The 23001-nt window shown below is 64.2% G+C and carries 20 protein-coding genes; 19 read left to right on the forward strand and 1 reads right to left on the reverse strand.

The genetic code is table 11. The features are described from left to right. Positions 1-98: 98 nt before the first annotated feature. The 15 genes from ACWH49_RS15760 (at position 99) to xrtB (ending at position 17135) form a co-directional block, all read left to right on the forward strand. The gene (locus tag ACWH49_RS15760; RefSeq protein WP_448172307.1) at positions 99-3992 is read left to right on the forward strand and encodes a DUF3683 domain-containing protein; all 3894 of its coding nucleotides are present in this window, start codon (positions 99-101) and stop codon (positions 3990-3992) included. Between the two features lie 94 nt (positions 3993-4086). Further along, positions 4087-4998, forward strand: coding sequence for a 2OG-Fe(II) oxygenase (locus tag ACWH49_RS15765; protein ID WP_448172308.1), 912 nt, complete (start codon positions 4087-4089; stop codon positions 4996-4998). A gap of 2 nt (positions 4999-5000) precedes the next feature. Beyond that, positions 5001-6932: an HAD-IIIC family phosphatase gene (locus tag ACWH49_RS15770; RefSeq protein WP_448172309.1), complete on the forward strand. Its 1932-nt coding sequence runs from the start codon at positions 5001-5003 to the stop codon at positions 6930-6932. 4 nt (positions 6933-6936) lie between these two features. Continuing rightward, a complete protein-coding gene (locus ACWH49_RS15775; RefSeq protein ID WP_448172310.1) occupies positions 6937-7182 on the forward strand; it encodes an acyl carrier protein in 246 nt (81 codons plus the stop codon). Continuing rightward, positions 7179-8459 (forward strand): MBOAT family O-acyltransferase, encoded by a 1281-nt coding sequence (locus tag ACWH49_RS15780; protein WP_448172311.1) that lies wholly within the window; start codon positions 7179-7181, stop codon positions 8457-8459. The genes ACWH49_RS15775 and ACWH49_RS15780 overlap by 4 nt, the downstream gene beginning before the upstream one ends. Next, positions 8456-8614, forward strand: coding sequence for a hypothetical protein (locus ACWH49_RS15785; RefSeq protein WP_157615209.1), 159 nt, complete (start codon positions 8456-8458; stop codon positions 8612-8614). The genes ACWH49_RS15780 and ACWH49_RS15785 overlap by 4 nt, the downstream gene beginning before the upstream one ends. Before the next feature lies 1 nt (position 8615). Further along, on the forward strand, positions 8616-9734 hold the full coding sequence (locus ACWH49_RS15790; protein ID WP_448172312.1) for a hypothetical protein: 1119 nt from the start codon (positions 8616-8618) through the stop codon (positions 9732-9734). 102 nt (positions 9735-9836) lie between these two features. Continuing rightward, the gene (locus ACWH49_RS15795) at positions 9837-10256 is read left to right on the forward strand and encodes a gamma-butyrobetaine hydroxylase-like domain-containing protein (protein ID WP_448172313.1); all 420 of its coding nucleotides are present in this window, start codon (positions 9837-9839) and stop codon (positions 10254-10256) included. Between the two features lie 10 nt (positions 10257-10266). Continuing rightward, positions 10267-10998 (forward strand): bifunctional demethylmenaquinone methyltransferase/2-methoxy-6-polyprenyl-1,4-benzoquinol methylase UbiE, encoded by a 732-nt coding sequence (gene ubiE / locus ACWH49_RS15800; protein WP_448172314.1) that lies wholly within the window; start codon positions 10267-10269, stop codon positions 10996-10998. Continuing rightward, positions 10979-11707: a TIM44-like domain-containing protein gene (locus ACWH49_RS15805; protein WP_448172315.1), complete on the forward strand. Its 729-nt coding sequence runs from the start codon at positions 10979-10981 to the stop codon at positions 11705-11707. Before ubiE ends, ACWH49_RS15805 begins: the two co-directional genes overlap by 20 nt. Positions 11708-11981: 274 nt before the next feature. Continuing rightward, positions 11982-12998: an EpsD family peptidyl-prolyl cis-trans isomerase gene (locus tag ACWH49_RS15810; RefSeq protein ID WP_235580310.1), complete on the forward strand. Its 1017-nt coding sequence runs from the start codon at positions 11982-11984 to the stop codon at positions 12996-12998. 54 nt (positions 12999-13052) lie between these two features. After that, positions 13053-13880, forward strand: coding sequence for a polysaccharide export protein EpsE (gene epsE, locus ACWH49_RS15815; protein WP_056461654.1), 828 nt, complete (start codon positions 13053-13055; stop codon positions 13878-13880). A 14-nt stretch (positions 13881-13894) separates the two neighbouring features. Next, complete coding sequence (gene epsF, locus ACWH49_RS15820) at positions 13895-15322, forward strand: chain length determinant protein EpsF (protein ID WP_056461657.1); 1428 nt, start codon at positions 13895-13897, stop codon at positions 15320-15322. After that, the gene (gene epsG / locus ACWH49_RS15825) at positions 15319-16230 is read left to right on the forward strand and encodes a chain length determinant protein tyrosine kinase EpsG (RefSeq protein ID WP_056461660.1); all 912 of its coding nucleotides are present in this window, start codon (positions 15319-15321) and stop codon (positions 16228-16230) included. The genes epsF and epsG overlap by 4 nt, the downstream gene beginning before the upstream one ends. Continuing rightward, positions 16227-17135: an exosortase B gene (gene xrtB, locus ACWH49_RS15830; protein WP_448172316.1), complete on the forward strand. Its 909-nt coding sequence runs from the start codon at positions 16227-16229 to the stop codon at positions 17133-17135. Before epsG ends, xrtB begins: the two co-directional genes overlap by 4 nt. Positions 17136-17144: 9 nt before the next feature. On the opposite strand, the gene epsI is transcribed toward xrtB, so the two are convergent. Next, complete coding sequence (gene epsI, locus ACWH49_RS15835; protein WP_448172317.1) at positions 17145-17840, reverse strand: exosortase-associated protein EpsI, B-type; 696 nt, start codon at positions 17838-17840, stop codon at positions 17145-17147. Between the two features lie 264 nt (positions 17841-18104). Here epsI and ACWH49_RS15840 point away from each other — a divergent pair, with 264 nt between their 5' ends. The 4 genes from ACWH49_RS15840 (at position 18105) to ACWH49_RS15855 (ending at position 22991) form a co-directional block, all read left to right on the forward strand. Continuing rightward, a complete protein-coding gene (locus ACWH49_RS15840) occupies positions 18105-19628 on the forward strand; it encodes an O-antigen ligase family protein (protein ID WP_448172318.1) in 1524 nt (507 codons plus the stop codon). Between the two features lie 32 nt (positions 19629-19660). Next, complete coding sequence (locus tag ACWH49_RS15845; RefSeq protein WP_448172319.1) at positions 19661-21019, forward strand: oligosaccharide flippase family protein; 1359 nt, start codon at positions 19661-19663, stop codon at positions 21017-21019. 188 nt (positions 21020-21207) lie between these two features. Next, complete coding sequence (locus ACWH49_RS15850; protein WP_448172320.1) at positions 21208-22032, forward strand: class I SAM-dependent methyltransferase; 825 nt, start codon at positions 21208-21210, stop codon at positions 22030-22032. Positions 22033-22034: 2 nt separating this feature from the next. Then, positions 22035-22991 carry a glycosyltransferase family 2 protein gene (locus ACWH49_RS15855; RefSeq protein ID WP_448172321.1) on the forward strand — a complete coding sequence of 319 codons (957 nt, stop codon included), beginning with the start codon at positions 22035-22037 and terminating at the stop codon, positions 22989-22991. Positions 22992-23001 lie beyond the last annotated feature (10 nt).

Here is a 23001-nt window from a genome sequence, read left to right on the forward strand (position 1 = left end):
CCGCAGTGGTGCGAATCCGCATTGCTGCGGTGCCACATGGCCTGCGGTAACATCGGCCCTCAAGTGCCAACGCGGGTGCAAACAGGCGCCCGGTCCCCATGAACGCACCCACTCCGCTGAGCCAGATCACCGCCGCGGCGCAAGCCGCGAAGCATGCGCCGCGCCTGCGCGAGATTCCGTACAACTACACCTCGTTCTCCGACCGCGAGATCGTGATCCGGCTGCTTGGCGCGCGTGCCTGGGAGGTGCTGAGCCGCCTGCGCGATGAGCGCAACACCGGTCGGTCGGCACGCATGCTGTACGAGGTGCTCGGTGACATCTGGGTCGTGCAGCGCAACCCGTACCTGCAGGACGACCTGCTCGACAACCCGCGTCGCCGAGGTCTGCTGATCGATGCGCTGCATCACCGGCTGGGCGAGGTCGAGAAGCGCCGCACGCCGGCGGCCGATCCGCAGCGCGATGCGGCGGTCGGCGAATTGCTGCAACTGGCGAGTGCCTCGGTCACCGCGTTTGCCCAGCAGTTCGAGGCGGTGGCCGAATTGCGCCGCCGCACCGCGAAGGTGCTGGGCCGCGTGACCGCCAAAGACAACATCAAGTTCGACGGCCTGTCGCGCGTCTCGCACGTGACCGACGCGACCGACTGGCGCGTCGAGTACCCGTTCGTCGTGCTGACCCCCGACACCGAGGCCGAAATGGCCGGTCTGGTGAAGGGCTGCGTCGAACTGGGCCTGACGATCATCCCGCGCGGCGGCGGTACCGGCTACACCGGTGGCGCGATCCCGCTGACGTGGAACAGCGCGGTCATCAACACCGAGAAGCTGGAGGCGATGACCGAGGTCGAGATGCGGACGCTGCCCGGCATGGACCGCGAGGTCGCGACCATCTGGACCGAGGCCGGCGTCGTCACCCAACGCGTCGCCGATGCGGCCGAGCGCGGCGGCTTCGTGTTCGCGGTCGATCCGACGTCGGCCGAGGCCTCGTGCATCGGCGGCAACGTGGCGATGAACGCGGGCGGCAAGAAGGCCGTGCTGTGGGGCACCGCGCTCGACAACCTGGCGTCGTGGCGCATGGTCACGCCCGAGGCCAAGTGGCTCGAGATCACGCGGCTGAACCACAACATGGGCAAGATCCACGATGTCGACGTGGCAAGCTTCGAGTTGCGCTACTTCGACGCCTCGGGCAAGACGCTGGAGCGCACCGAGCAGCTCGAGATCCCGGGCCGCGTCTTCCGCAAGGAAGGCCTCGGCAAGGACGTGACGGACAAGTTCCTCGCTGGCCTGCCGGGCATCCAGAAGGAAGGCTGCGACGGCCTGATCACCAGCGCACGCTGGGTCGTGCACAAGATGCCGGCGCACACGCGCACGGTGTGCCTCGAGTTCTTCGGCAACGCCAAGGACGCGGTGCCGTCGATTGTCGACATCAAGGACTTCATGTTCGCCGAGGCCAAGCGGGGCGGCGCGATTTTGGCCGGACTGGAACACCTCGACGACCGCTACCTGAAGGCGGTCGGCTACGCGACCAAGAGCAAGCGCGGCGGTCTGCCGAAGATGGTGCTGTTCGGCGACATCGCCGGCGACGACGCCGACGTAGTCGCCCGCGCCACGAGCGAGGTCGTGCGACTGGCCAACGGGCGCGCCGGCGAGGGCTTCGTCGCGATCAGCCCCGAGGCGCGCAAGAAGTTCTGGCTCGACCGCAAGCGCACCGCCGCGATCAGCAAGCACACGAACGCGTTCAAGGTGAACGAGGACGTCGTGATCCCGTTGCCGCGGATGGGCGAGTACACCGAGGGCATCGAGCGCATCAACATCGAGCTGAGCCTGCGCAACAAGCTCGCGCTCGTCGAGGCGCTCGAGGCGCTCTTCGAGAAGGGCGACCTGCCGCTGGGCAAGAGCGACGACGCCGGCGAGATCGCGTCGGCCGAGCTGCTCGAGGACCGGGTGCAGCAGGCGCTCTCCCTGATCCGCGAGGTCGGTGCCGAATGGCAGCACTGGCTGACGCATCTCGACGTGAAGGAGCCGAACGCGACGCGCACGTATTTCGAGGAACTGCAGGATCATTCGCTGCGCGCGTCGTGGAAGACGCAGATCCGCGCGCCGTTGCAGAGCATCTTTGCCGGCGCGGCGCTGAAGCCCATCGTCGACGAGTGCCAGAAGATCCACGGCCAGGTACTGAAGGGCCGGGTCTGGGTGGCGTTGCACATGCACGCTGGCGATGGCAACGTGCACACCAATATCCCGGTGAACTCGGACAACTACGAGATGCTGCAGACCGCGCACGAGGCGGTCGCGCGCATCATGAAGCTCGCACGCAGTCTCGACGGCGTGATCTCGGGCGAGCACGGCATCGGCATCACGAAGCTCGAGTTCCTCACCGAGGCGGAGATGGCGGAGTTCACCGCGTACAAGTTGCGCGTCGACCCGGAAGGACGCTTCAACAAGGGCAAGCTGCTGCGCGGCGAAGGCTTGAAGGCCGACCTGACCAACGCCTACACGCCGAGCTTCGGGCTGATGGGCCACGAGTCGCTGATCATGCAGCGCAGCGACATCGGCGAGATCGCCAATTCGGTGAAGGACTGCCTGCGCTGCGGCAAGTGCAAGCCGGTGTGCGCCACGCACGTGCCGCGCGCGAACCTGCTGTATAGCCCGCGCAACAAGATCCTCGCGACCTCGCTGCTGGTCGAGGCGTTCCTGTACGAAGAGCAGACGCGCCGCGGCGTCAGCATCAAGCACTGGGAGGAGTTCGAGGACGTGGCGGACCACTGCACCGTCTGCCACAAGTGCCTGAGCCCGTGCCCGGTGAACATCGACTTCGGCGACGTGTCGATGAACATGCGCAACCTGTTGACCAAGATGGGCAAGAAGAGCTTCCGCCCGGGCAACAAGATGGCGATGATGTTCCTGAACGCGACCAATCCCGAGACGATCAAGATGCTGCGCGTCGGCATGGTCGACATCGGCTTCAAGGCCCAGCGCATCGCCAACAACCTGCTGCGCGGGCTGGCGAACAAGCAGACGGCGGCACCCCCTTCCACCGTCGGCACCGCGCCGATCAAGGAACAGGTCATCCACTTCATCAACAAGAAGATGCCGGGCGGTCTGCCGAAGAAGACGGCGCGCGCGCTGCTCGACATCGAGGACAAGGACTACGTCCCGATCATCCGCGACCCGAAGACGACAACCAGCGAGACCGAGGCCGTCTTCTACTTCCCGGGCTGCGGTTCTGAGCGCTTGTTCTCGCAGGTGGGTCTGGCGACGCAGGCGATGCTCTGGCACGCCGGCGTGCAGACGGTGCTGCCGCCCGGGTACCTGTGCTGCGGCTACCCCCAGCGCGGCTCGGGGCAATTCGACAAGGCCGAGAAGATCATCACCGACAACCGGGTGCTGTTCCATCGCGTGGCGAACACGCTGAACTACCTCGACATCAAGACCGTGGTGGTCAGCTGCGGCACCTGCTACGACCAGCTGCAGGGCTACCAGTTCGACAAGATCTTCCCGGGCTGCCGGATCATCGACATCCACGAGTACCTGCTCGAGAAGGGCATCACGCTCGGGGCGGCCTCCGGCGGCGGCTATCTCTATCACGACCCTTGCCACACGCCGATGAAGCTGCAGGAGCCGATGAAGACGGTCAAGGCGCTGGTCGGGCCCAACGTGCGCGAGAGCAAACGCTGCTGCGGCGAAAGCGGCACGCTGGGCGTGACGCGTCCCGACATTTCCACCCAGGTTCGGTTCCGCAAGGAAGAGGAATTGCGCAAGGACGAAGCCGCGCTGCGTGCGACCGGCGCCGTTGCCGAGAAGGGGCCGGTCAAGATCCTCACGTCCTGCCCGAGTTGCCTCCAGGGCCTGTCACGCTACACCGGCGACCTGACCAACGGCCTGCTCAAGGCCGACTACATCGTGGTCGAAATGGCGAACCAGATTCTCGGTGCGGACTGGATGCCGGATTACGTGGAGCGCGCGAACGACGGCGGGATCGAGCGGGTGCTGGTGTAAGGGCGTGTGTGATCGGGGAGCGGGCGGGTGCGCATCACTGCACGGGATTCGCCCGATGTCGCCGCGATCTCTGATCCTGCGTCGATATACTTAAATGCTCAATGAATTCAGCAGGTTAGGAACGCGTGTGACTCCAGTATTGCCTATCGACGTTGCGGACGGACTCAAGCTCGACCCGGCCCGGGCGCGCCAGATCGGCGAGTCGCTGTCGAGCGACTACTGTTTCGCTGAGCCGTTCCCCCACATCGTGCTCGAGAACTTCCTGCCGCCGGAGCTGCTGCATGGGTTGCTCGAGCACTTCCCACAGGACAAGTTGGCATCAGACGTGGTGTTCGACGCAGGCTATGCGGGTCATCACAAGCGCCAGATCTTGCCGGCCGATTGCGATGACTATTGCCGCCGAGCGTTCGACTTCTTCAATTCGCAGCCCTTCCTCGAGTTTCTCGAGGGGCTCTCGTCGATGGAGGGACTGCTCCCCGACCCGTACTTCGTCGGCGGCGGCTTTCATGAGATCGGCCGGGGCGGCAAGCTGGGCATCCACGCCGATTTCCGGATCAACAATCGCCTGCACCTGAGCCGGCGGATGAACGTGATCATCTACCTCAACGAGAACTGGCGCGACGAGTACAACGGTTCGCTTGAACTGTGGAGCCGCGACATGAAAGCCAAGGTCAAGAGCGTGGCGCCGATCTTTAATCGCTGCGTGATCTTCAATACCGACGCCGATTCGTACCACGGTCATCCCGATCCGCTCACGACGCCCGACGGGGTGCTCCGCCGGTCTGTCGCGCTGTACTACTACACCGCGTCGAAGGCGATCTACGAGGAGGTGCCCAATCTGTCGACGATGTACGCGGCGCGCCCCGGCGATGACGCGCAGATCCGTCGCGAGGCCGCTGCGCTGCGCCGCGATCAGTATCTCGCGCAGTGGGTGCCGCCCGCGGTGCTGCGCTACTCGCGTGGTGTGATGCGGCGGGTGCGAAGGCTGGGCGGTCAGAAGGCCTGATCATGACCCTGTCGTTGCCCGAATTGCTTGAATCGTTCATCACCGCCACCTCACCCGCCGATCGAGACGCGCATGCCACATCCCTCGTGACGGGGATTCGGGAGGCCATCAAGAAGGAAGATTGGCGGGCGGCCACGGAGACCCTCCGAAAGGCAGCGGATCCCCGTCTCGACTTCACGACTGCTCAGGCGCTGGCGCGTCTGCTCAAACGGTTGACGTTGGCGGGTCATGCCGGCGCCGCCCCGAAGCGCGTGGCGGTGCTCAGCAGCTTCACCGTCGACCAACTGGTGCCCATGATCGAACTCTTCGGCTTTGCCGCGGGGGTGCCGATTCGAATTCATCATGTGCCCTACGGCACTTTTCGTCAGGAGATCCTCGACCCGGGATCGGAGCTTACGGAATTCGCGCCGCAGTTCATCTTTCTCGCGACCAACTCGCGAGACCTGATGCATGTCCCCACATTGCATTCGGACCGCGATGCAGTGGCGCAGGCCGTGGAGAGAGAGTATGCGGAGTGGCACGCCCTGTGGTCGGTCGCGCATCAACGGTGGGCATGCCAGGTCATCCAGAACAATTTCGAGTTACCGCCGGTGCGGGCGCTCGACAACCACGAGATCCGTCACCCCGCCAGTTTCGCGGGCTTCGTGACCCGGGTCAACCTGGCCTTGGCCGATCGAGCGCCGCCGTTCGTGACGATCCATGATGCCGACCACCTAGCGTCGCGATTCGGCCGCCTTCATTGGGCTGATCCGCGCCACTACCAAGTGGCCAAGTTCCCGTGCGCTCCGGAGGCGCAGGTGGACTATGCCCACAGTGTCGCGTCCCTTGTTGTTTCGTCGACTGGCCTGGCGAAGAAGTGTCTGGTCCTCGATCTGGACAACACGCTTTGGGGTGGCGTGATCGGTGACGATGGGCTCGGCGGAATACAACTTGGACAAGGAAATCCGGAGGGGGAGGCGTTTTCTTCCTTTCAACAGTACGCGCTGTCCTTGCGCCAACGCGGCGTCATTCTCGCGGTGTGCAGCAAGAACGACGAGCACAACGCGAAAGAGCCCTTCGAACGCCACTCCGAAATGGTGCTCGGTCTGGAAGACATCTCGTGCTTCGTCGCGAACTGGAATGACAAGGCCAGCAATCTGCGCGTCATTGCCCAGCGACTGAACATCGGGCTCGATTCGCTGGTGTTCGTCGACGACAACCCGGCGGAGCGGGCGATCGTTCGCCAGCTCGTCCCGGAAGTCAGTGTGCCCGAGATGCCGGTCGATCCTGCCGGTTACGTATATGCGCTAGAGGGACATCGATACTTCCAGACGCTCTTCCTCGAGGCTGAAGATTTCAAGCGCACCGACTTCTACCGCGCCAATGCCGAGCGGGAGATGTTGCTTCAGGCCACGCCTGGCGACATCGGCGGGTACTTGGCGTCGCTGCGGATGACCTCACGCCTGGCGTCGATCGACGAGCACACGGTCGAGCGCTGCACGCAACTGATCAACAAATCCAACCAGTTCAACCTCACGACGCGCCGTTATTCTGTGGCCGAGGTGTTGGCCAGGTCCGGTGACCCCGAATGGGTCACGGTCAGCGCCACACTCGCGGACCGCTTTGGCGACAACGGTTTGATCAGCGTCGCGATGGCCCGCGCCGAAACGGATGCGCTTCGCATCGACACGTGGCTGATGAGTTGTCGCGTCCTCAAGCGCGGCGTTGAACGTCAAATGCTGAACCATCTGGCCGAGCAAGCGCGTCAACGTGGTTTGCGACGCCTGGAGGGCGAATACATCCCGTCGGCAAAGAACAGCATGGTGGCGCGGCATTATGAAGAACTGGGCTTTCAGCCAAACGGCAACAGCGCAGAGGGGGCGACGCTTTGGGAGCTCGACCTGTCCGCGTGGCAACCGTTAACCACACATATCGAGGTACTGCGCGATGAGTGAAACGATGAAGCAGGTGCAGGACCTCCTTCGGAATGTCTTCGACGACGACGAGTTGACGATCGAACCGGCGACGACTTCGGCTGACATCGATGGGTGGGATTCCATGATGCACATCAACGTGATCATCGCAGTCGAGCGCAAGTTCGGCGTTCGATTCGCGGCTGCCGAGAGCAATGCGATCAAGGAGCCGGGGCAGAACCTGGGGACGTTCTGTGCACTGGTCGATCGAAAGCTCGCGGCCAAGGCATGAGTGTTTCGAGTGTCGCGTTCATCACTCTGGTCCTTCTGCTTGGTGCGATCTACTTTTGCGTTCCGGGTCGCACAGCCCGGCAGTCGATCTTCGCGTCGACCAACGCCGGCATCCTTCTGTGGGCAAGTTATATCGGCGATCAGCCGCCCAGCGCATGGACGCTCCTCGTGTTGTCCGCTTTCCTTTTGTCCGGCTACGTCGTAGCGGTTTGGTTGCGGCGGGTGCCGAGCGCGATCGGAATCGGCCTCTATGTGGCGTTACTGACAGGCACATTCGTCTTTCTCAAGAAGTACACGGCGTTGGAACTCGTGCTGCCGAGCGGTTGGCTGAATCACCCCATCTCGATCGTCGGGCTGAGCTACATGCTCTTTCGGCAGATCCACTTCGTGGTGGACTCAGCGCAAGGACAAATCGAGGCGCCGACGCTTTGGACCTATTTGAACTACCAGACCAATTTCACCACGTTGCTGGCTGGTCCCATCCAGCGCTACCAGGATTTCGCGCGCGAGTGGGATCGCTCCGCGCCCATGGATTTGGATTCTCGAGAGCGGCTTTTGGTTTACCAGCGCATCTTCTTGGGCGTGATCAAGGTAGTGATCTTCGCAACGGCATGCACAGCCATCTACGAAGCCTCGTACGCAGCACTGCTTCGCGTGCTTGGCGACGGCGCGCAGGGGGGAACCTCGCGCTTCTACCTGGCGCGCCAGTTCCTCGCGATGTTTTACGCGTATCCGGCGTTCGTCTATTTCAATTTCTCGGGGTATTGCGACATCGTGATCGGTGCAGCCGCGTTGCTCGGAATGCGCCTGCCCGAGAACTTCGATCGCCCCTATGTCTCACGAAACATGATCGACTTCTGGACCCGGCAGCACATGACGCTGAGCTTCTGGATCCGCGACTATCTTTTCACGCCGATGTACAAGTTCATCGTCGAGCGACGCGCGACGCTGGCGCAACCAGCAGCGTACGGCTGCTACTTCGTGGCGTTCCTGCTGGCCGGCATCTGGCACGGTAGCACGATGAACTTCGTCGTGTTCGGACTGTTGCACGGGTTCGGCGTTTCGGCGACGAAAATCTGGGAGGCGTCGATCATTCGCCGCTCAGGGCGCAAGGGGCTGAAGAAGTACCTTCAGGTTGAGTGGATCAGGTGGGTGGCCATCGTCGTCACGCTGCATTTCGTCTGCTTCGCCTTCATCTTCTTCACACCCGATCTGCATGACAAGGTGCTCGTGCTGAAGGGCGTGGCACAGGGCATCTTCTTGGGAGGGGGGCGATGAGCGATTCAAACAAGCCGGACTGGCTGAAACGCTGGCCGATCAAGGTTCGGTCACGTGGCGCTTTGCTCGTGTTCACGTTACTTCTGGCCATGGTGGCCGTGGTCGGCATGGTCTACGTCGGCCAAGGACAGCTGAACCTGTACCAGGGCTTTTGAAATGAGTGTCGACGCCCCTGCCTTGCAGACGCACCGGGCGCCGAGCCTCGCTGCACCGCGCCGGCAGCAGTTGCGCCTGTCGATTCTGTTTCTTCTGGTGATCGCAACCACTTTTGCGGGCCTCTGTGCACTGTCGAACAGTGCCGCGCTGGAGTCATTGTCGGCCCGACTGCAATTGGAGCAATGGCAGCGGACGAACGGGTTGTATGCGTACCACCCGCTCTCGAGGGATTCGGGCGAGTACCTGCTCCTGCGAGATATGCCGCGCGCGGACTTGGCGCGTGCCGGCGTGGTCTACATCGGATCATCGACCATGCAGCATGCCGTCAAGACCTGGGAACTGCCGGCGGATGCGCGCCAACGGGTTCACAACTTCGCGATCGAATCCGCCAATCTCCGCGAGCAGTACATGTGGGTACGGTACCTGATGGATCATCGTGGACTGGGACGAGCGGGAAGCGGCAAGACATTGGTCATTCTCGGCGTCTCGCACCTCGACACGCGAGACAAGTTGCCTGGCACCCGTGACAGCAAGTTTGTCGACGAACTGTTCGCGCGCTACGGCCTGTTCGACTATGAGCCCAGTGTCGGCATTTCGCCCAAGCCGCTGTTCCCGCTGCAGCGCCGATTCGTCGAGGAGTCTGCGCGCGCAAGCGGCTTTCTGCATCAGCTGCCTACCGATCTGTTCGAGGAGCTTCGCGCCCGAGCGGGGCGAGGCAGCGTGCCATCGCGCCCTCAGTCCGATGAAGACGCCATGAAATTGCAGAAAGTGTTGATGGGTGGCGATGCGGGCTGGCGCGGTGCGATTCAACACCAGACGGAATTTCTCGAGAAGACCATCCGACTCCTGCAAACACGCGGCATCGAGGTGCAGGCGGTCGTCTTGCCGATGAAAGCCTTCAACGATCGGCAGCCCTTTGCGGCGGCCTTTTCGGACGCGGCGCGATCGATCTGCGATCGTCTGCACGTCCCGCTGAACGACAGTTCGCGCGCGCTGACCGACACTGAGTTCGCCGACGGCACTCACCTCAACTACGTTGGCCAAACGAAGTTCAGCCCGTTCATGCTGGCGCCGGCGCTGAAGCACCTCGGGGCCGTGGATATGGTTCCTGTGCGCTAGCCCGACATTCGGTCCAGTTCAAGGCGATGGCATAGCCCTTGGCGCTTCGAGGGGTCACGGCGTCGTTACACTTACGATCTCGACACATCCGGCGCTTCAGGCATGGCTGGCCTCACCGCGAAAACACTGCGACCGACCTCGATCACCGTGCACCAGCAATCCCGCGCGCTGGAGGTGAGTTTCGAGGACGGTTCCATGTATCGCATTCCCTTCGAGTTGATGCGGGTGTATTCGCCTTCCGCGGAGGTCCAGGGCCACGGGCCGGGCCAGGAGGTGCTGCAGACGGGCAAGCGTGACGTCGGCCTGCTTGGCCTCGAGCCGATCGGCAACTACGCGGTGCAGCCGAGCTTCACGGATGGCCACGACACCGGAATTTTTTCCTGGGACTACCTGCACTTCCTCGGCTCGCAGCAGGACGAACTGTGGCGCAAGTACGAAGCCCGGCTCGCCGCGGCCGGTGTGAGCCGCGACGCGCCGATGCAGCCCGCGGCGACCGCGTCTTCCGGCTGCGGCGGTCACTGATGGACCTTCGATGAGCGACACGCATTTCGGTTTCCAGACGGTCGACGAGACGCAGAAGGCCGGTCGCGTCCGCGGCGTGTTCGACTCGGTCGCGTCGAAGTACGACGTGATGAACGACCTGATGTCGATGGGCCTGCACCGTGCATGGAAGGCCTATACCGTCGCGGTCGCCAATCTGCGAGAAGGCCAGCGCGTGCTGGACATCGCCGGCGGCACCGGCGATCTGGCGCGGGCGTTCGCGAAGAAGGTCGGCCCGACCGGCACGGTCTTCCATACCGACATCAACGAGGCGATGCTGCGGCAGGGCCGCGACCGCCTGCTGGACGAAGGGTTGGTGCTGCCCACGCTGATCTGCGACGGCGAAGCACTGCCCTTCGGCACGGCAAGCTTCGACCTGGTCAGCGTGGCCTTCGGCCTGCGCAACATGACGCACAAGGAGCGCGCACTGGCCGAGATGAATCGCGTGCTGAAGCCGGGCGGCCGTCTGCTCGTGCTGGAGTTCTCCAAGATCGCGCCGCCGCTCGCCAAGGCCTATGACTGGTATTCGTTCAACGTGCTGCCCCGGATCGGGCAGCTGGTCGCCGGCGACTCGCAGAGCTACCGGTACCTGGCCGAGTCGATCCGGGTCCATCCTGGTCAAGCCGAACTCAAGGCCATGATGAAGGATGCGGGCTTCGGGCACGTGGACGTGCACAACCTCAGTGCTGGCGTGGTGGCGCTGCATGTCGGCATCAAGTGCTGAAACCGCGCGGCTGAGCGTGCTGCGGTTCGGGCGGTCGCCGTTTTGGTGCGTCGGCGCGCTGCTGCTGCTGTGCGCCAGCGATGCGAGCGCGGCGGCGTTGAGTCGCGTCGTGACGTCCGTCGGGGCGCTCGCCGCGCTGGCGGCTCTCCTGGTGATGAAGAGCTGGCCGGCCCACCTGCCGGCGCCTGCATGGTCGATCGCCGGCGCGTTGGCCGCTGCAGCGGCACTGGCCGCATGGTGGCGCGTTCGGAGCCCCGTGCGCGCCGTCGCTGGTTCACCGCGAGTCCGGCGGCTCGGCCAGTTCGCGCCGGCCGAGCCGGTCCGGCTGCCGCCGGGAATGGACGTGGACAGCCTCGCGGCGCTGCTGCGGCGTCAGTTCGTCGATCTGCAGTCGGCTTGGGATCGGGGCGACATGGTCGCCTTGGGTGCGCTGGCCACGTCGGAAATGCTGGACGAGTTGCGGATGGAACGGCCGGCCTGCGCGGTGGCCGATCCCTGCGAAGCCTCGACCGAGGTGGTGACGGTCCAGGCGCACCTTCTCGGCTATGAGTCGCTGGGGTCGGATGCGGTGCTCAGTGTCGAGTTTTCCGGCTTGATCCGGGAGTCTGCGGGCGGGGTGGCCGTACCTTTCAGGGAACTCTGGATGCTGACGCGGTCGAACGAACAGGTTGAAGGCTGGCGGCTGGCGCGCCACCAAGCCTTGCTGTGAAGTGAATCGGCCGCGCCGAGAGCGCGACTAGTTCACGTTTTCTCGTGTGCATGTGGCGTTGGTTCCCCGGATAGGGGGTTGCTGGGCGGTCATGCTTCACAAGTACACTCCAAGTGGCTTGTGCAGGTGACGTCGGCGGGCGCCTTGTCGACGTGTCCCCGTTCGCCGGGACCGCGAACGCGAGGTCGCCGGGCACACCATTTGACGGTTTGGGAGCAATTTTCGAATGACATCAAGTTTTTTCGCGTCCGCGCCATTGGCCCGTCTTCGGGTCGTGCCCCTCACCGCATTGGTGATCGCGGTGGCTGCGCTGGCGCTGGCCGGTTGCGGCGACAAGAAGGACAAGGACAAGCCCGCTTCCCAAACGGCCGCGAAGGTCAACAAGGAAGAGATCACGGTCCATCAGATCAACTTCGTGCTTCAGCAGCAGCGGGGCCTCAAGCCGGAACAGGCGGCATCCGCCAGCAAAGTCGCGCTGGAGCGCCTGATCGATCAGGAACTTGCGCTGCAGAAGGCTCAGGATCAGAAACTCGACCGTGATCCGCGCGTGGTTCAGCAACTCGAGGCCGCGCGCCGCGAGATCATCGCGCGTTCCTACGCCGAAAAGATCGCCAACGGTGCACCCAAGCCCAGTGCGGCCGAGATCAAGGCCTATTACGATGCGCATCCGGCGCTGTTCCGCGAACGTCGGGTCTACAACCTGCAGGAACTGATGATTCAGGCCAAGCCTGAACAGGCAGCGGAACTGCAGGCGAAGCTCGCTGCCTCCAAGGGCGTGACCGAGTTTGCCACCTACTTGCGCGAGAACGACTTCAAGTTCACGGCCAATCAGGCCGTCCGCGCCGCCGAGCAGTTGCCATTGGCCAACCTGGACAAGTTCGCGCAGATGAAGGACGGCCAGACCATGTTCAACCGTGCGCCGACCGGTGCGCAGGTCCTGGTGCTCGTCAATTCGCGCAGCCAGCCGGTGGACGAGGCGCAAGCCACGCCGGCGATCGAGCAGTTCCTGTGGAACGAACGCAAGCGCAAGGTCGTCGAGGACGACCTGAAGGCGCTGCGCGGCGCCTCGAAGATCGAATACGTCGGCGAGTATGCGAAAGGCGGGGCGCGGGAAATCACGCCGCCGGCGCCCGCATCGGAAGCGGCCCCGGTCACCTCGATTGCGCCGCCGTTGCCGTCCGGCTCGATGCCGAGCGCGGCACCGCAGATCGAAGTCGAACCCATCAACACCGGGCCGGCTTCGTCGCCGAATACCGGTACCCTGGAAAAGGGAATCAAGGGATTCAAGTGAGCGCCCGTTCGCAACGCGCCGACCATTGATTCCATTGAAGCAAGAGATTCACCTATGCGCAACTTCCTTCGCCTGCTGCTCGTATCCTTCGCACTCTGTTCCAGTGCTTTCGCGCAGACCAGCCCATCCGCCACTGCCGCCTCGGCGCCGAAGCCGGAGGCCATCCTCGGCGCCGGCGACGTCGTCAAGATCACGGTGTTCCAGCAGCCGGACCTGACGGTCGATGGCGGGCGCATTTCCGAGGCGAACCAGATCAACTTCCCGCTGCTCGGGAACGTCGTGATCGGCGGGCTGTCGGTCTCGGCGGCCGAACTGAAGATCGCCAAACTGCTGCGCGACGGCGGCTTCGTGTTGCGGCCGCAGGTGACGATCCAGGTCGGGCAGATCCGCAGCAGCGTGATTTCGGTGCTGGGCCAGGTGGCCAAGCCAGGGCGCTATCCCATCGAAACGGTAGGCGCGAAGGTCTCGGAGATGATCGCGGTCGCAGGCGGTGTGGTCCCTGGCGGCGCCGACGTGGTGACGCTGGTGGGAACGCGCAATGGTCGTCCCATCAAGCTCGACATCGACCTGCCGGCGATCTTGCAGTCCGGCAAGAACGAACTCGATCTGCAGGTGGAGAACGGCGACATCATCTATGCCGACCGGGCGCCGAGCGCGTACATCTACGGTGAAGTCCAGCGCCCGGGGATGTTCAAGCTGGAGCGGGGGATGACGCTGATGCAGGCGCTTGCCCAGAGCGGCGGTCTGACGGCGCGCGGCACCCAGCGCGGCATCAAGGTCCATCGTCGCGACGCCAACGGCAATGTGGTGATCATGGACATCGGCATGAACGATCCGGTCGGTCGCGACGACGTGATTTACGTCAAGGAGTCCCTGTTCTAACGGGGCCGGCCAACATGTCGATCAAACAACTCCTTCGCGTCGTCTGGGCGCGCAAATGGCTGGTGCTGGCGCTGCTGATCGTGGTCAGCATCGCGGGCACGGTCACGACACTGCTGCTGCCCAAGCAGTACACCGCCGAATCGGCCATGATCGTCGAGATGCGGATCGATCCGGTGCTTGGGGCGCTCGCGCCCAGCCTGGCCGCACCCGGCTACATGGCGACCCAGGTCGACATCCTGCGCAGCGAACGGGTCGCCTCGCGCGTCGTCAAGATGCTCGGTGTCGAGCGCTCGCCGAGCGCGGTCGCGCAATGGCGCGACCAGACCAACGCGAAGATCCCGCTCGAGCGCTACTTCGCGAACCTGCTGCAGCGCGGGCTCTCGGTCCAGCCGTCCCAGGGCAGCAATGTCATCAACGTGGCGTTCTCGGCCCAGGACCCGTTGTTCGCACAGGCGGCTGCGAACGCGTTCGTGCAGGCGTACATGGACGTGTCGGTCGAACTGCGTGTCGCACCGGCTCGGCAGTCGGCCACCTTTCTCGACGAACAGACCAAGACCTTGCGCAGTAACCTCGAGGCAGCGCAGGCCCGCTTGTCCCAGTTCCAGCAGGAGAAGGGCATCGCTGTTTCCGACGAGCGGTTCGACCAGGACAACGCCCGCTATCAGGCCTTGAGCGCGCAATTGAGCGCCGCGCAGGCTGAGCGTGTCGAGGCGACGACCCGATCGCAGAATTCGGGTGCGGAAACCTCGCCGGACATCCTGCTCAACCCCGCGGTTCAAGCGCTGAAGAGTCAGTTGGCCACCGCGCAGACGCGCTTGACCGAGATCAGCGGCGTCATGGGCAAGAACCACCCGACCCGCATCCAGCTCGAAGCCCAGATCGGCGAGTTGCGGCAACAGATCGCCGCCGAGTCGCGCCGCGTCTCCGGCGGCACCTCGACGCAGACTCGCAGCGTGAACCAGAAGGTCGCGGAGCTGCAAGCGATGGTCGACGAGCAGAAGAAGCGGCTGCAGACCCTGCGCGCGGACCGCGACCTCGAGGCCGTCATCAAGCGCGACGTCGACACTGCGCAGCGCGCCTACGATGCGGTGAGCTCGCGGGTCGGCCAGTTCACGCTCGAGAGCCAGAACAACCAGGCCAACACGCGTCTGCTGAGCCCGGCGGTCGAGCCGCTCGAGCCGTCGCGCCCGAAGGTCATCGTCGGCATCATCGGCTCGGTGCTGGGCGGCCTGGCGCTGGGCATTCTGGCGGCGCTGGGCTGGGAATACATCGATCGCCGAGTGCGCGATCCCGAGGACATGGTTGTCATGGCCGGCGTACCCGTGCTGGGCGTGCTGCGTCCCGAGGGCTCGAAGCGCCCGGTCTTCCGCCGCATGTTGCAGGTCGGGGGCATGCCCTCGCCCGGTCGGCCACTGCTGTCGGCACCTGGAGCCCATTCATGAAGATGACCGTCTCCATGTTGTCGGGCGCGCCGCGGGTCAGCCGTTCGCTCGGCGGCATCCTGATCGACAGCGGCCTGCTGAAGCCGGAGGACGCCGAGCGCGTGCTGCTGGTCCAGAAAGAACACAACCTGCGCTTCGGCGACGCGGCCGTGCGCCTGGGCCTGCTGACCGAAGCCGACATCCAGTACGCGTTGTCGCGGCAGTTCGCCTATGCGTATCTGCGCAAGGCGCCCGGCGAGAAGCGCCCGGTCAGCGAGGAGCTGGTGGCGGCTTACGAGCCGTTCAGCTCGCGCGTCGAGGAACTCCGGGCCGTTCGCAGTCAGCTGATGCTGCGCTGGTTCGACAAGGCCGACCAGCGGCAGGTGTTGACGGTCGTGGGGGCAGAGCGTGGCGAGGGCCGCAGCCATCTGGCGGCCAACCTGGCGGTCGTGTTCTCCCAACTGGGAGAACGCACGCTGCTGGTCGACGGTGACCTGCGTCATCCCCGCCAGCACGAAATCTTCTTCCTCGAGAACAAGATCGGCTTTTCGACGGTGCTGTCCGGCCGCTCGCGCGAGGAGGCTATCGTCCGCATTCCCGATCTGGCCGGGCTGTGCGTGCTCCCCGCCGGACCGGTGCCGCCCAATCCGTTGGAATTGATCAACCGCCTGAACTTCGACGAGTTCATGATCCAGGCGAAGTCGACCTTCGACGTCATCATCATCGACACGCCGGCGCTGAGTGAAGGTGAAGACGCCGCGATGATCGCCGTGCGCACCGGCGCAGCCCTGGCCGTGGCGCGCAGCGCGCAGACCAAGGTGGCGTCATTCTCGGACATGGTTCAGGGCCTGATGAACGCGGGCGTCAGCGTCGTCGGCTCGGTGCTCAACGACATTCCGCGCTCGAAGACGAAGGGGAAGGCCGAGTGAGCACCGTGCTGCCCGGCCACGGCAGCCGGACCGAGGGACTGAAGCTGCCCGCCGAATGGCTGCTCGCGATCGCGGGCTTCCTGGCGCTGTACGCGCCGCTCTATTGGCGCGCCGCGCACGGCATCTGGCAGACCGAGGACCACGGCCACGGCGTGATCATCCTGATGGTGCTGCTGTGGTTGTTCTGGACCCTGCGCCACGAGATCGACAACGCTCCCGTTCGCCCCGTGCCGTGGCTGGGCTGGCCGGTGTTCATTCTCGGGTTGCTGATTTGCTTCGCCGGTCGCGTCTTCGACATCTCGATCCTGGAATTCGGCGCGCAGCCGTTCGTGGTCGCGGGTGCGCTGCTGCTGCTGCGCGGCACGGCCGCCGTGCGCGTGGCGTGGTTTCCGCTGATCTACTTCGTCTTCATGATCCCGCTGCCGGGCATGCTCGTCGATGCGATCACCGGCTCGTTGAAGAGCCTGATCGCGAACATCGTCGAAAGCCTGCTGTACACCGCCGGGTACCCGATCGCACGCAGCGGAGTGATCCTTTCGATCGGACCCTATCAGCTGCAAGTGGCCGACGCCTGCTCGGGCCTGCACTCGATGTTCAGCCTGTCCGCGCTCGGCACGCTGTTCATGTACATCATGGGGCGCAAGACCAAGCTGCACATGGCCATCATGCTGGCGTCGATCCTGCCGATCGCGTTCGCGGCGAACATCGTGCGCGTCATTGTGCTCGTGCTGGTGACCTACTACATGGGCGACGAGGCCGGTCAGGGTTTCCTGCACGGTGCCGCTGGCATGGTGCTGATGCTGGTTGCGCTGGTGTTCTTCTTCTGCCTGGACATGGTGCTGGACAAGGTGCTGCCTGGTCGGGCAGCGCCGCCGCCGAGCCCGCCGGCAACGGCCTCCAGCTGATTAGGTCGGTCAGCTCGGCGACGCGCCGGACGCGAGGCCGCTGAGCTCCCGGCGCTCCTTGGCCGGCACCGCGGACATCATGTCTGCGACGAACTTTTGCTGCATCTGGAAGCCGCGCTCGTTGTCGTTGTCGATCGACGAAATGCGGAAGAGCAGGCCATCGGGAATCTGGCCGGTCAGGCCTAGGCGAATCTGCGCCATCCGCTTCTGCAATGGCGTCTGAATCACGGTATCGCCCAGCGTCAGCCAATAGGTGATGGGCTCGTTGCGGGCGCCGAGGCTGGTGGTCAGGCGGCGAACGTCGATCGCCCCGAACGCGGTCGGCAGCTGCCCGTCCTGAATGGTGCCGAGCTTGAAACCTTGCGCGGGATAGCAGACTTCCGGCCGATGCGCCTGCAAGCCGCCGCGTTGGTCGTCGCCGTAGGCGAGCGACAGCATGATCCGGTAGCCTTGCTTGTTGACGTAGCTGCGCGTGAGGATCTGGCTGTACAACGAGTCGAGGAGTGCCTGGGTTTGCGGGTTCACGACCTGCGCGCCTTGGTCGGGCAAGAGCGTCCAGTCTCCGAAGCCACGTGGGACGATGGTCTCCAGCGACAGGTTCTTGCCCTTGTCGGAGGCCTTGGCGGAAGGCCGGGTTGTGAAACCGGCGACCGAGACGCCGCACATCAGGACGGCGAGCACAACGGCGATTCGATTGGATTGCATGGCGATGATCCGAACTCGGGTGAAGCCATTGTGACCGAGCTTGCTGCCGTTGGTTCAACGACGCAGACGTCCTGCGGCCAAGGTTCGCTGGCTCGTGCGATGTGCACTGGTTGTGGTGCCCCTATCGGGGAGAACGAGCATGGTCTGAGCCACAATCGCGGCTGCGTGCCGTTCGCACGCGCTAACTTCCAAAAACACCGCTGATGCTGAGTCCGACAAACCTGGATACGAACGCGCGCTTCGCGACGGGGCGAAAGGGTGACCGTGCCTGAGTATCTGCGCGCGTTCGTCGTGATCCTGTTCCTGAGCGGTCTTACGTTCGTGACGGTCCGCAAGCCCGTGATCGCGTTGGGAATGGCCGCCGAAGATTTCGCTCGGCGGCGCAACGTATGGCTGGTTGTCACGGGCGCCGCGTTCCTGGCGCACAACTTCTGGGTCTTCACCTTGGTGCTGATTCCGGTGCTCCTGTATGCCCGCCAGCGCGAGCGCCAGCCTTTTGCGCTATACCTGTTCGTGCTGTTCGCCGTCCCACCATTCGGCTCTGCCCTGAGCGGTCTGGGCATCGTGAACCAACTGTTCGAGCTGAGTTTCCCGCGCCTTCTGTCTCTGCTGGTGCTGCTGCCATGGGCGCTCAGCCGACGCAGCGCGGACGCGCCACGCATCGGCAAGATGCTGGCCGACTGGCTGCTGCTGGGATATGTGATGCTGCAGTTGTACCAGCAGTGGCAGGTCGATACCACGACGAACACCATGCGCTACGGCTTGTACGCTTTTCTCGACGTGCTCCTTCCCTTCTACGTGGCGAGCCGGTCCGTGCGAACGACGGCGGCGAGGCGCGAGGCTTTGCTGTCGCTCGTCGTCGCAGCCTTGCTGATGGCACCGATCGCAGCCTTCGAATTCAGCAAGCACTGGCTGCTCTACAGTTCCCTTCCAGACGCGTTAGGCATGAATTGGAATGGCGGCAGCTATTTGGGCCGCGGTCAGACCTTGCGTGCGGTCGTGACGACAGGCCACTCGATCTCGCTCGGGTACGTGATGATGATCGCCATGCTCGTGCATCTGGCGCTTCGACGCATCGTGCCCCAATCCCGTGTCTGGACGTTCGGAATGATCGGGTTGCTGATCGGGCTGATCGCGTCGGTGTCCCGCGGTCCATGGGTCGGGGCTTTGGTCGGCGTGATCGTGTTCGCCGCGTCAGGCCCTCGGCCTGGCACGCGACTGCTCAAGCTCGCTGGCGCGGGTATCGCCGTGGCGGTGGCGGTGATGATTTCGCCGTGGGGTTCGTCTTTGATCGACTATCTCCCGTTCATCGGTCATGTGGACAGCTCCAATGTCGACTATCGCCAGCGGCTGTTCGAGCTGTCGCTTCTTGTGATCTCGCAGAACCCGCTCCTCGGCTCCCCGACGTTCATGTTTGCCGCACCCTTGCAGGAACTGCGTAACGGCAACCTTATCGACATCGTCAACACCTATCTGATGGTGGCCTTGCAAAGCGGCTATGTCGGGCTGGCCCTCTTCGTTGGCGTGTTCGCCAAGGCGGGGTTCTCGATCATCGCAGCACTGCGCGTTCAGCCCGATCGAGAAGCGGAGTTGTTTCAGCAGGGACGTGTGCTGCTGTCTGCGCTGGCGGCGATCATGGTGGCCATTGCCACGCTCAGTCCGGTCGGGTTCGTTCCGCTCATGTACTGGTGCATTGTCGGCCTGAGCGTCGGATATGCCGACGCGGTGCGTCGCCAATCCCCTGCAGTTCAGGTCGGCCTGTCGCGTTTCGCGACGCGCTCGCTGTGAGCCAGGGCTCCGTCGACGCTGCGCACACGCGCATGTCCGCGCCCACCGGCTCCCTGAAGCAGCGTGTCCTGAGGGCAGGTAGCTGGACGGCCGGCGGGTTCGCAGTCAGCCAGACCTTGCGGATCGTCAGTACGCTCATCATGACCCGGCTGCTGGCGCCCGAGATGTTCGGGCTGATGTCGATCGCCGTGATGGTCAATGTGATCACGGCGCTCCTGACCGACCTCGGCATCACGCAGAACATCGTTCAAAGCCGGCGCGGCGAGGACCCCACCTTCCTCAATACAGCATGGACGGTGCAGATCGTCCGCGGATTCATTGTCTGGGGCCTCGCGCTGGTGGTCGCGATTGCCATTTACTTCGGCGGGCGCGAGGGCCTGCTCAGCCCTGACACCGTTTACGGCAACCCGGTCCTGCCCTGGGTGTTGGCCGTGTCGTCGTTTTCCATCGTGATCGCCAGTTTCGCGTCCACCAACACGGCGATCGCCGAGCGACACTTCAATCAACGGCACTTGATCAGGATCGATCTCACCTCGCAGATCGTCTCGCTGGTCGCGATGGTGGTGCTCGGCCTGTGGACGGGCTCGATCTGGTCGCTGATCGCCGGGCAGTTGGCCGGTGGGGTGTGCGGAACGACATTGAGCCATTTGATCCTGCCTGGCGAGCGCAATCGGTTTGGTTGGGACCCGAAAGCGCTGGGCGAGATCGTCGCCTTCGGCAAGTGGGTGTTCTTCTCCTCGTTTGTCGGCGTCTTTGCGCTCTACGCCGATCGGCTGGTGCTCGGCGGTCTGGTGCAAGCGAGCGTGCTGGGCCAGTTCGCCATCGCGAGCACGATCGTCGGCGCGGTTCAGGGCGTGTTCCAGAAGCTCTATGCGACCGTGGTCATGCCGGCCCTGAGCGAAACCGCTCGCAACGATCGGCCGCGATTGCGCGAAGTGTTCTACCGACTGCGCGTCCCGACCGACCTGGCGTTGTTGTTCGTCGCGGGAGTGCTCGCCGCCAGCGGCAAACTGGTGATCGGAATCTTGTACGACCACCGCTACGGCGATGCCGGGTGGATGCTGCAGATTCTGGCGCTTTCGCTCGTGTGGGTGCGCTACGGCGCGAGCCAGCAACTCTATGTCGCGCTCGGTGAGCCGAAGTACGTCGCGTTCCTGAACTTTGCCCGTTCATTCGCCGTGTTCGCCGCCTTGTTCGTCGGCTTCAGGCTCGGCGGCGTGGCCGGCGCCATCTGGGCGTTTTCGTTGCATCAGATCGTCAACGGCCTGATGACCTACTACTTCAATGCGAGCTTGAAGCTCAATGACTTCAAGCGCGAACTGTTGGTGCTCGTCGCGTTGCCCGTCGGGTACGGTGTCGGCTTGTGCATCAATCTGCTGCATCCTACTTGAGAATGACCACGTCCCCGCCGCCCTCTCCCGAATTGCGCAGAAGTCCCCAACCGTGCTGTGCCCTGTGCGGCGGCACCGGTCGCGAGGTTCATGCAGGCGTGCCTGACCATTACTTCGGCGTTCCAGGGCAATGGAGCCTTCGGCAGTGCGACAACCCACGCTGCCGGCTCGTCTGGCAGGATCCGATGGTGATCGCCGAAGACTTGGTACTTGCGTACAAAAACTACTACACGGTCGCGGCGCCATCGTCCAGCGGCAGTCCCGGGTCGGCAGGGCTGACCCCGACCTTCTCTCGGCTCGATCGTCTGTTTACCAGGTTGCTGCGCCTGGAACCCGAACGCGATCGACACGCCGATACCTACCTGCACGACACCGCGCCGGGCGCGCTGCTCGATGTCGGTTGTGGAAGCGGGGACTTCGCCGCCCACATGCGGCGTCTCGGCTGGCGTTGCCAGGGCACCGAATTCGATCCCGACGCTGCCCGCCATGCGCGCGAGACCCACGGCATCGAAGTGGAACTCGGCGACATCAGCCAGATCCGTTACGAGGACGAGCGGTTCGACGCGATCACCGCGCGGCACGTGATCGAACACGTTCGCGAGCCCGCGGACTTTCTCGCGGAGTGCTGGCGCATCTTGAAACCGGGCGGCCGCCTGGTGCTGCTGACCCCGAATGCCGACAGCCTGGGTCACCGGCATTTCGGACCGCGTTGGCGCGGACTCGAGCAACCGCGTCATTTGTACCTGTTCAATCCAATGTCGATGCAAGCACTGTTCGAACGGCAGTCCATCGCGGGCGCCGACGTTTTCTCCTCGGCACAGGGCGCAAGCTACACCTTGAATGCCAGCGCGAAAACCGCACAGGGCCTCATGCAACGCAGCATCGATCAGTGCGCCATCTGGTTCCTGCAGGTGCGCGAGACCGTGCTGACACGGCGAGGCGCGCAGGTCGGAGAAGACCTGGTCGCCATCGCCACCAAGCCCCGTGGACGCGCCGCAGCCGCTGCGCTCTGATGATGGACGATTTCGACGTTTCGGCGATCATCGTCAACTACAACACGCAAGCGCTGCTGCAGCCGTGCGTCGACGCGCTGCGCGCGGGCGCCGTCGGGCTGCGGTTGCAGATCGTCATCGTCGACAACGGTTCACGCGACGGTTCTCAAGACTTGCTGCGGCGCGACTTTGCTGATTGCGAACTGCTCTTCAATACCGACAACGTCGGCTTCGGGCGCGCCAACAACCAAGCCGTGGCGTTGGCGCGGGGTCGCCATCTCCTGCTGCTGAACACCGATGCGTTCGTCGCGCCGGGTGGTGTGACCAGCACGGTGGCCTATCTCGACGCCCACCCCGAGTGCGGGCTGCTCGGGGTGCGCTTGGTCGGTCGGGATGGCTTGCTGCAGCCGTCTTGCCGGTACTTTCCGACGCCGTGGAATGAGTTCGTCGGGCGTGCCGGCCTGGATCGCCTGTTCCCGCGCACGCGGATGATCGATGACATGGACTGGGACCACGCGTCGCCGCGTCCCTGTGACTGGGTGCCCGGCTGCTATTACCTTGTACGCCGCAAGGTGGTCGATCAGGTCGGGCTGTTCGACCCGCGCTACTTTCTCTATTACGAAGAGGTCGACCACTGCCGCGCCGTAAAGGCTGCCGGCTGGCAAGTCACCTACTGTCCGGAAACGACCGTCGTTCACATTGGCGGGGAGAGTGCCAAGTCGGAGGGCGAGCTCACGTCGGGTGGGCGGCAGATCTCGGCGCTGCAGATCGAGAGCGGCCTGCTCTACTACCGCAAGCACCATGGTCGCCGGGGCCTGTGGCTCAACGTGATCCTGGGGACGCTCGCGGACGCACTGCTCGCGACCAAGTGGTTGCTGCGGCGTCGCCCGTTGCACGGCGTGCAGGCGTTCTGGCTCCATACCGCCACGATGTGGTCGCTGCTGCGTCGCACCGGCTGGGCGCACCGCCCGACTCGCTGAAGGGCCTCGA

It is taken from the genome of Rhizobacter fulvus (genome assembly GCF_964020785.1).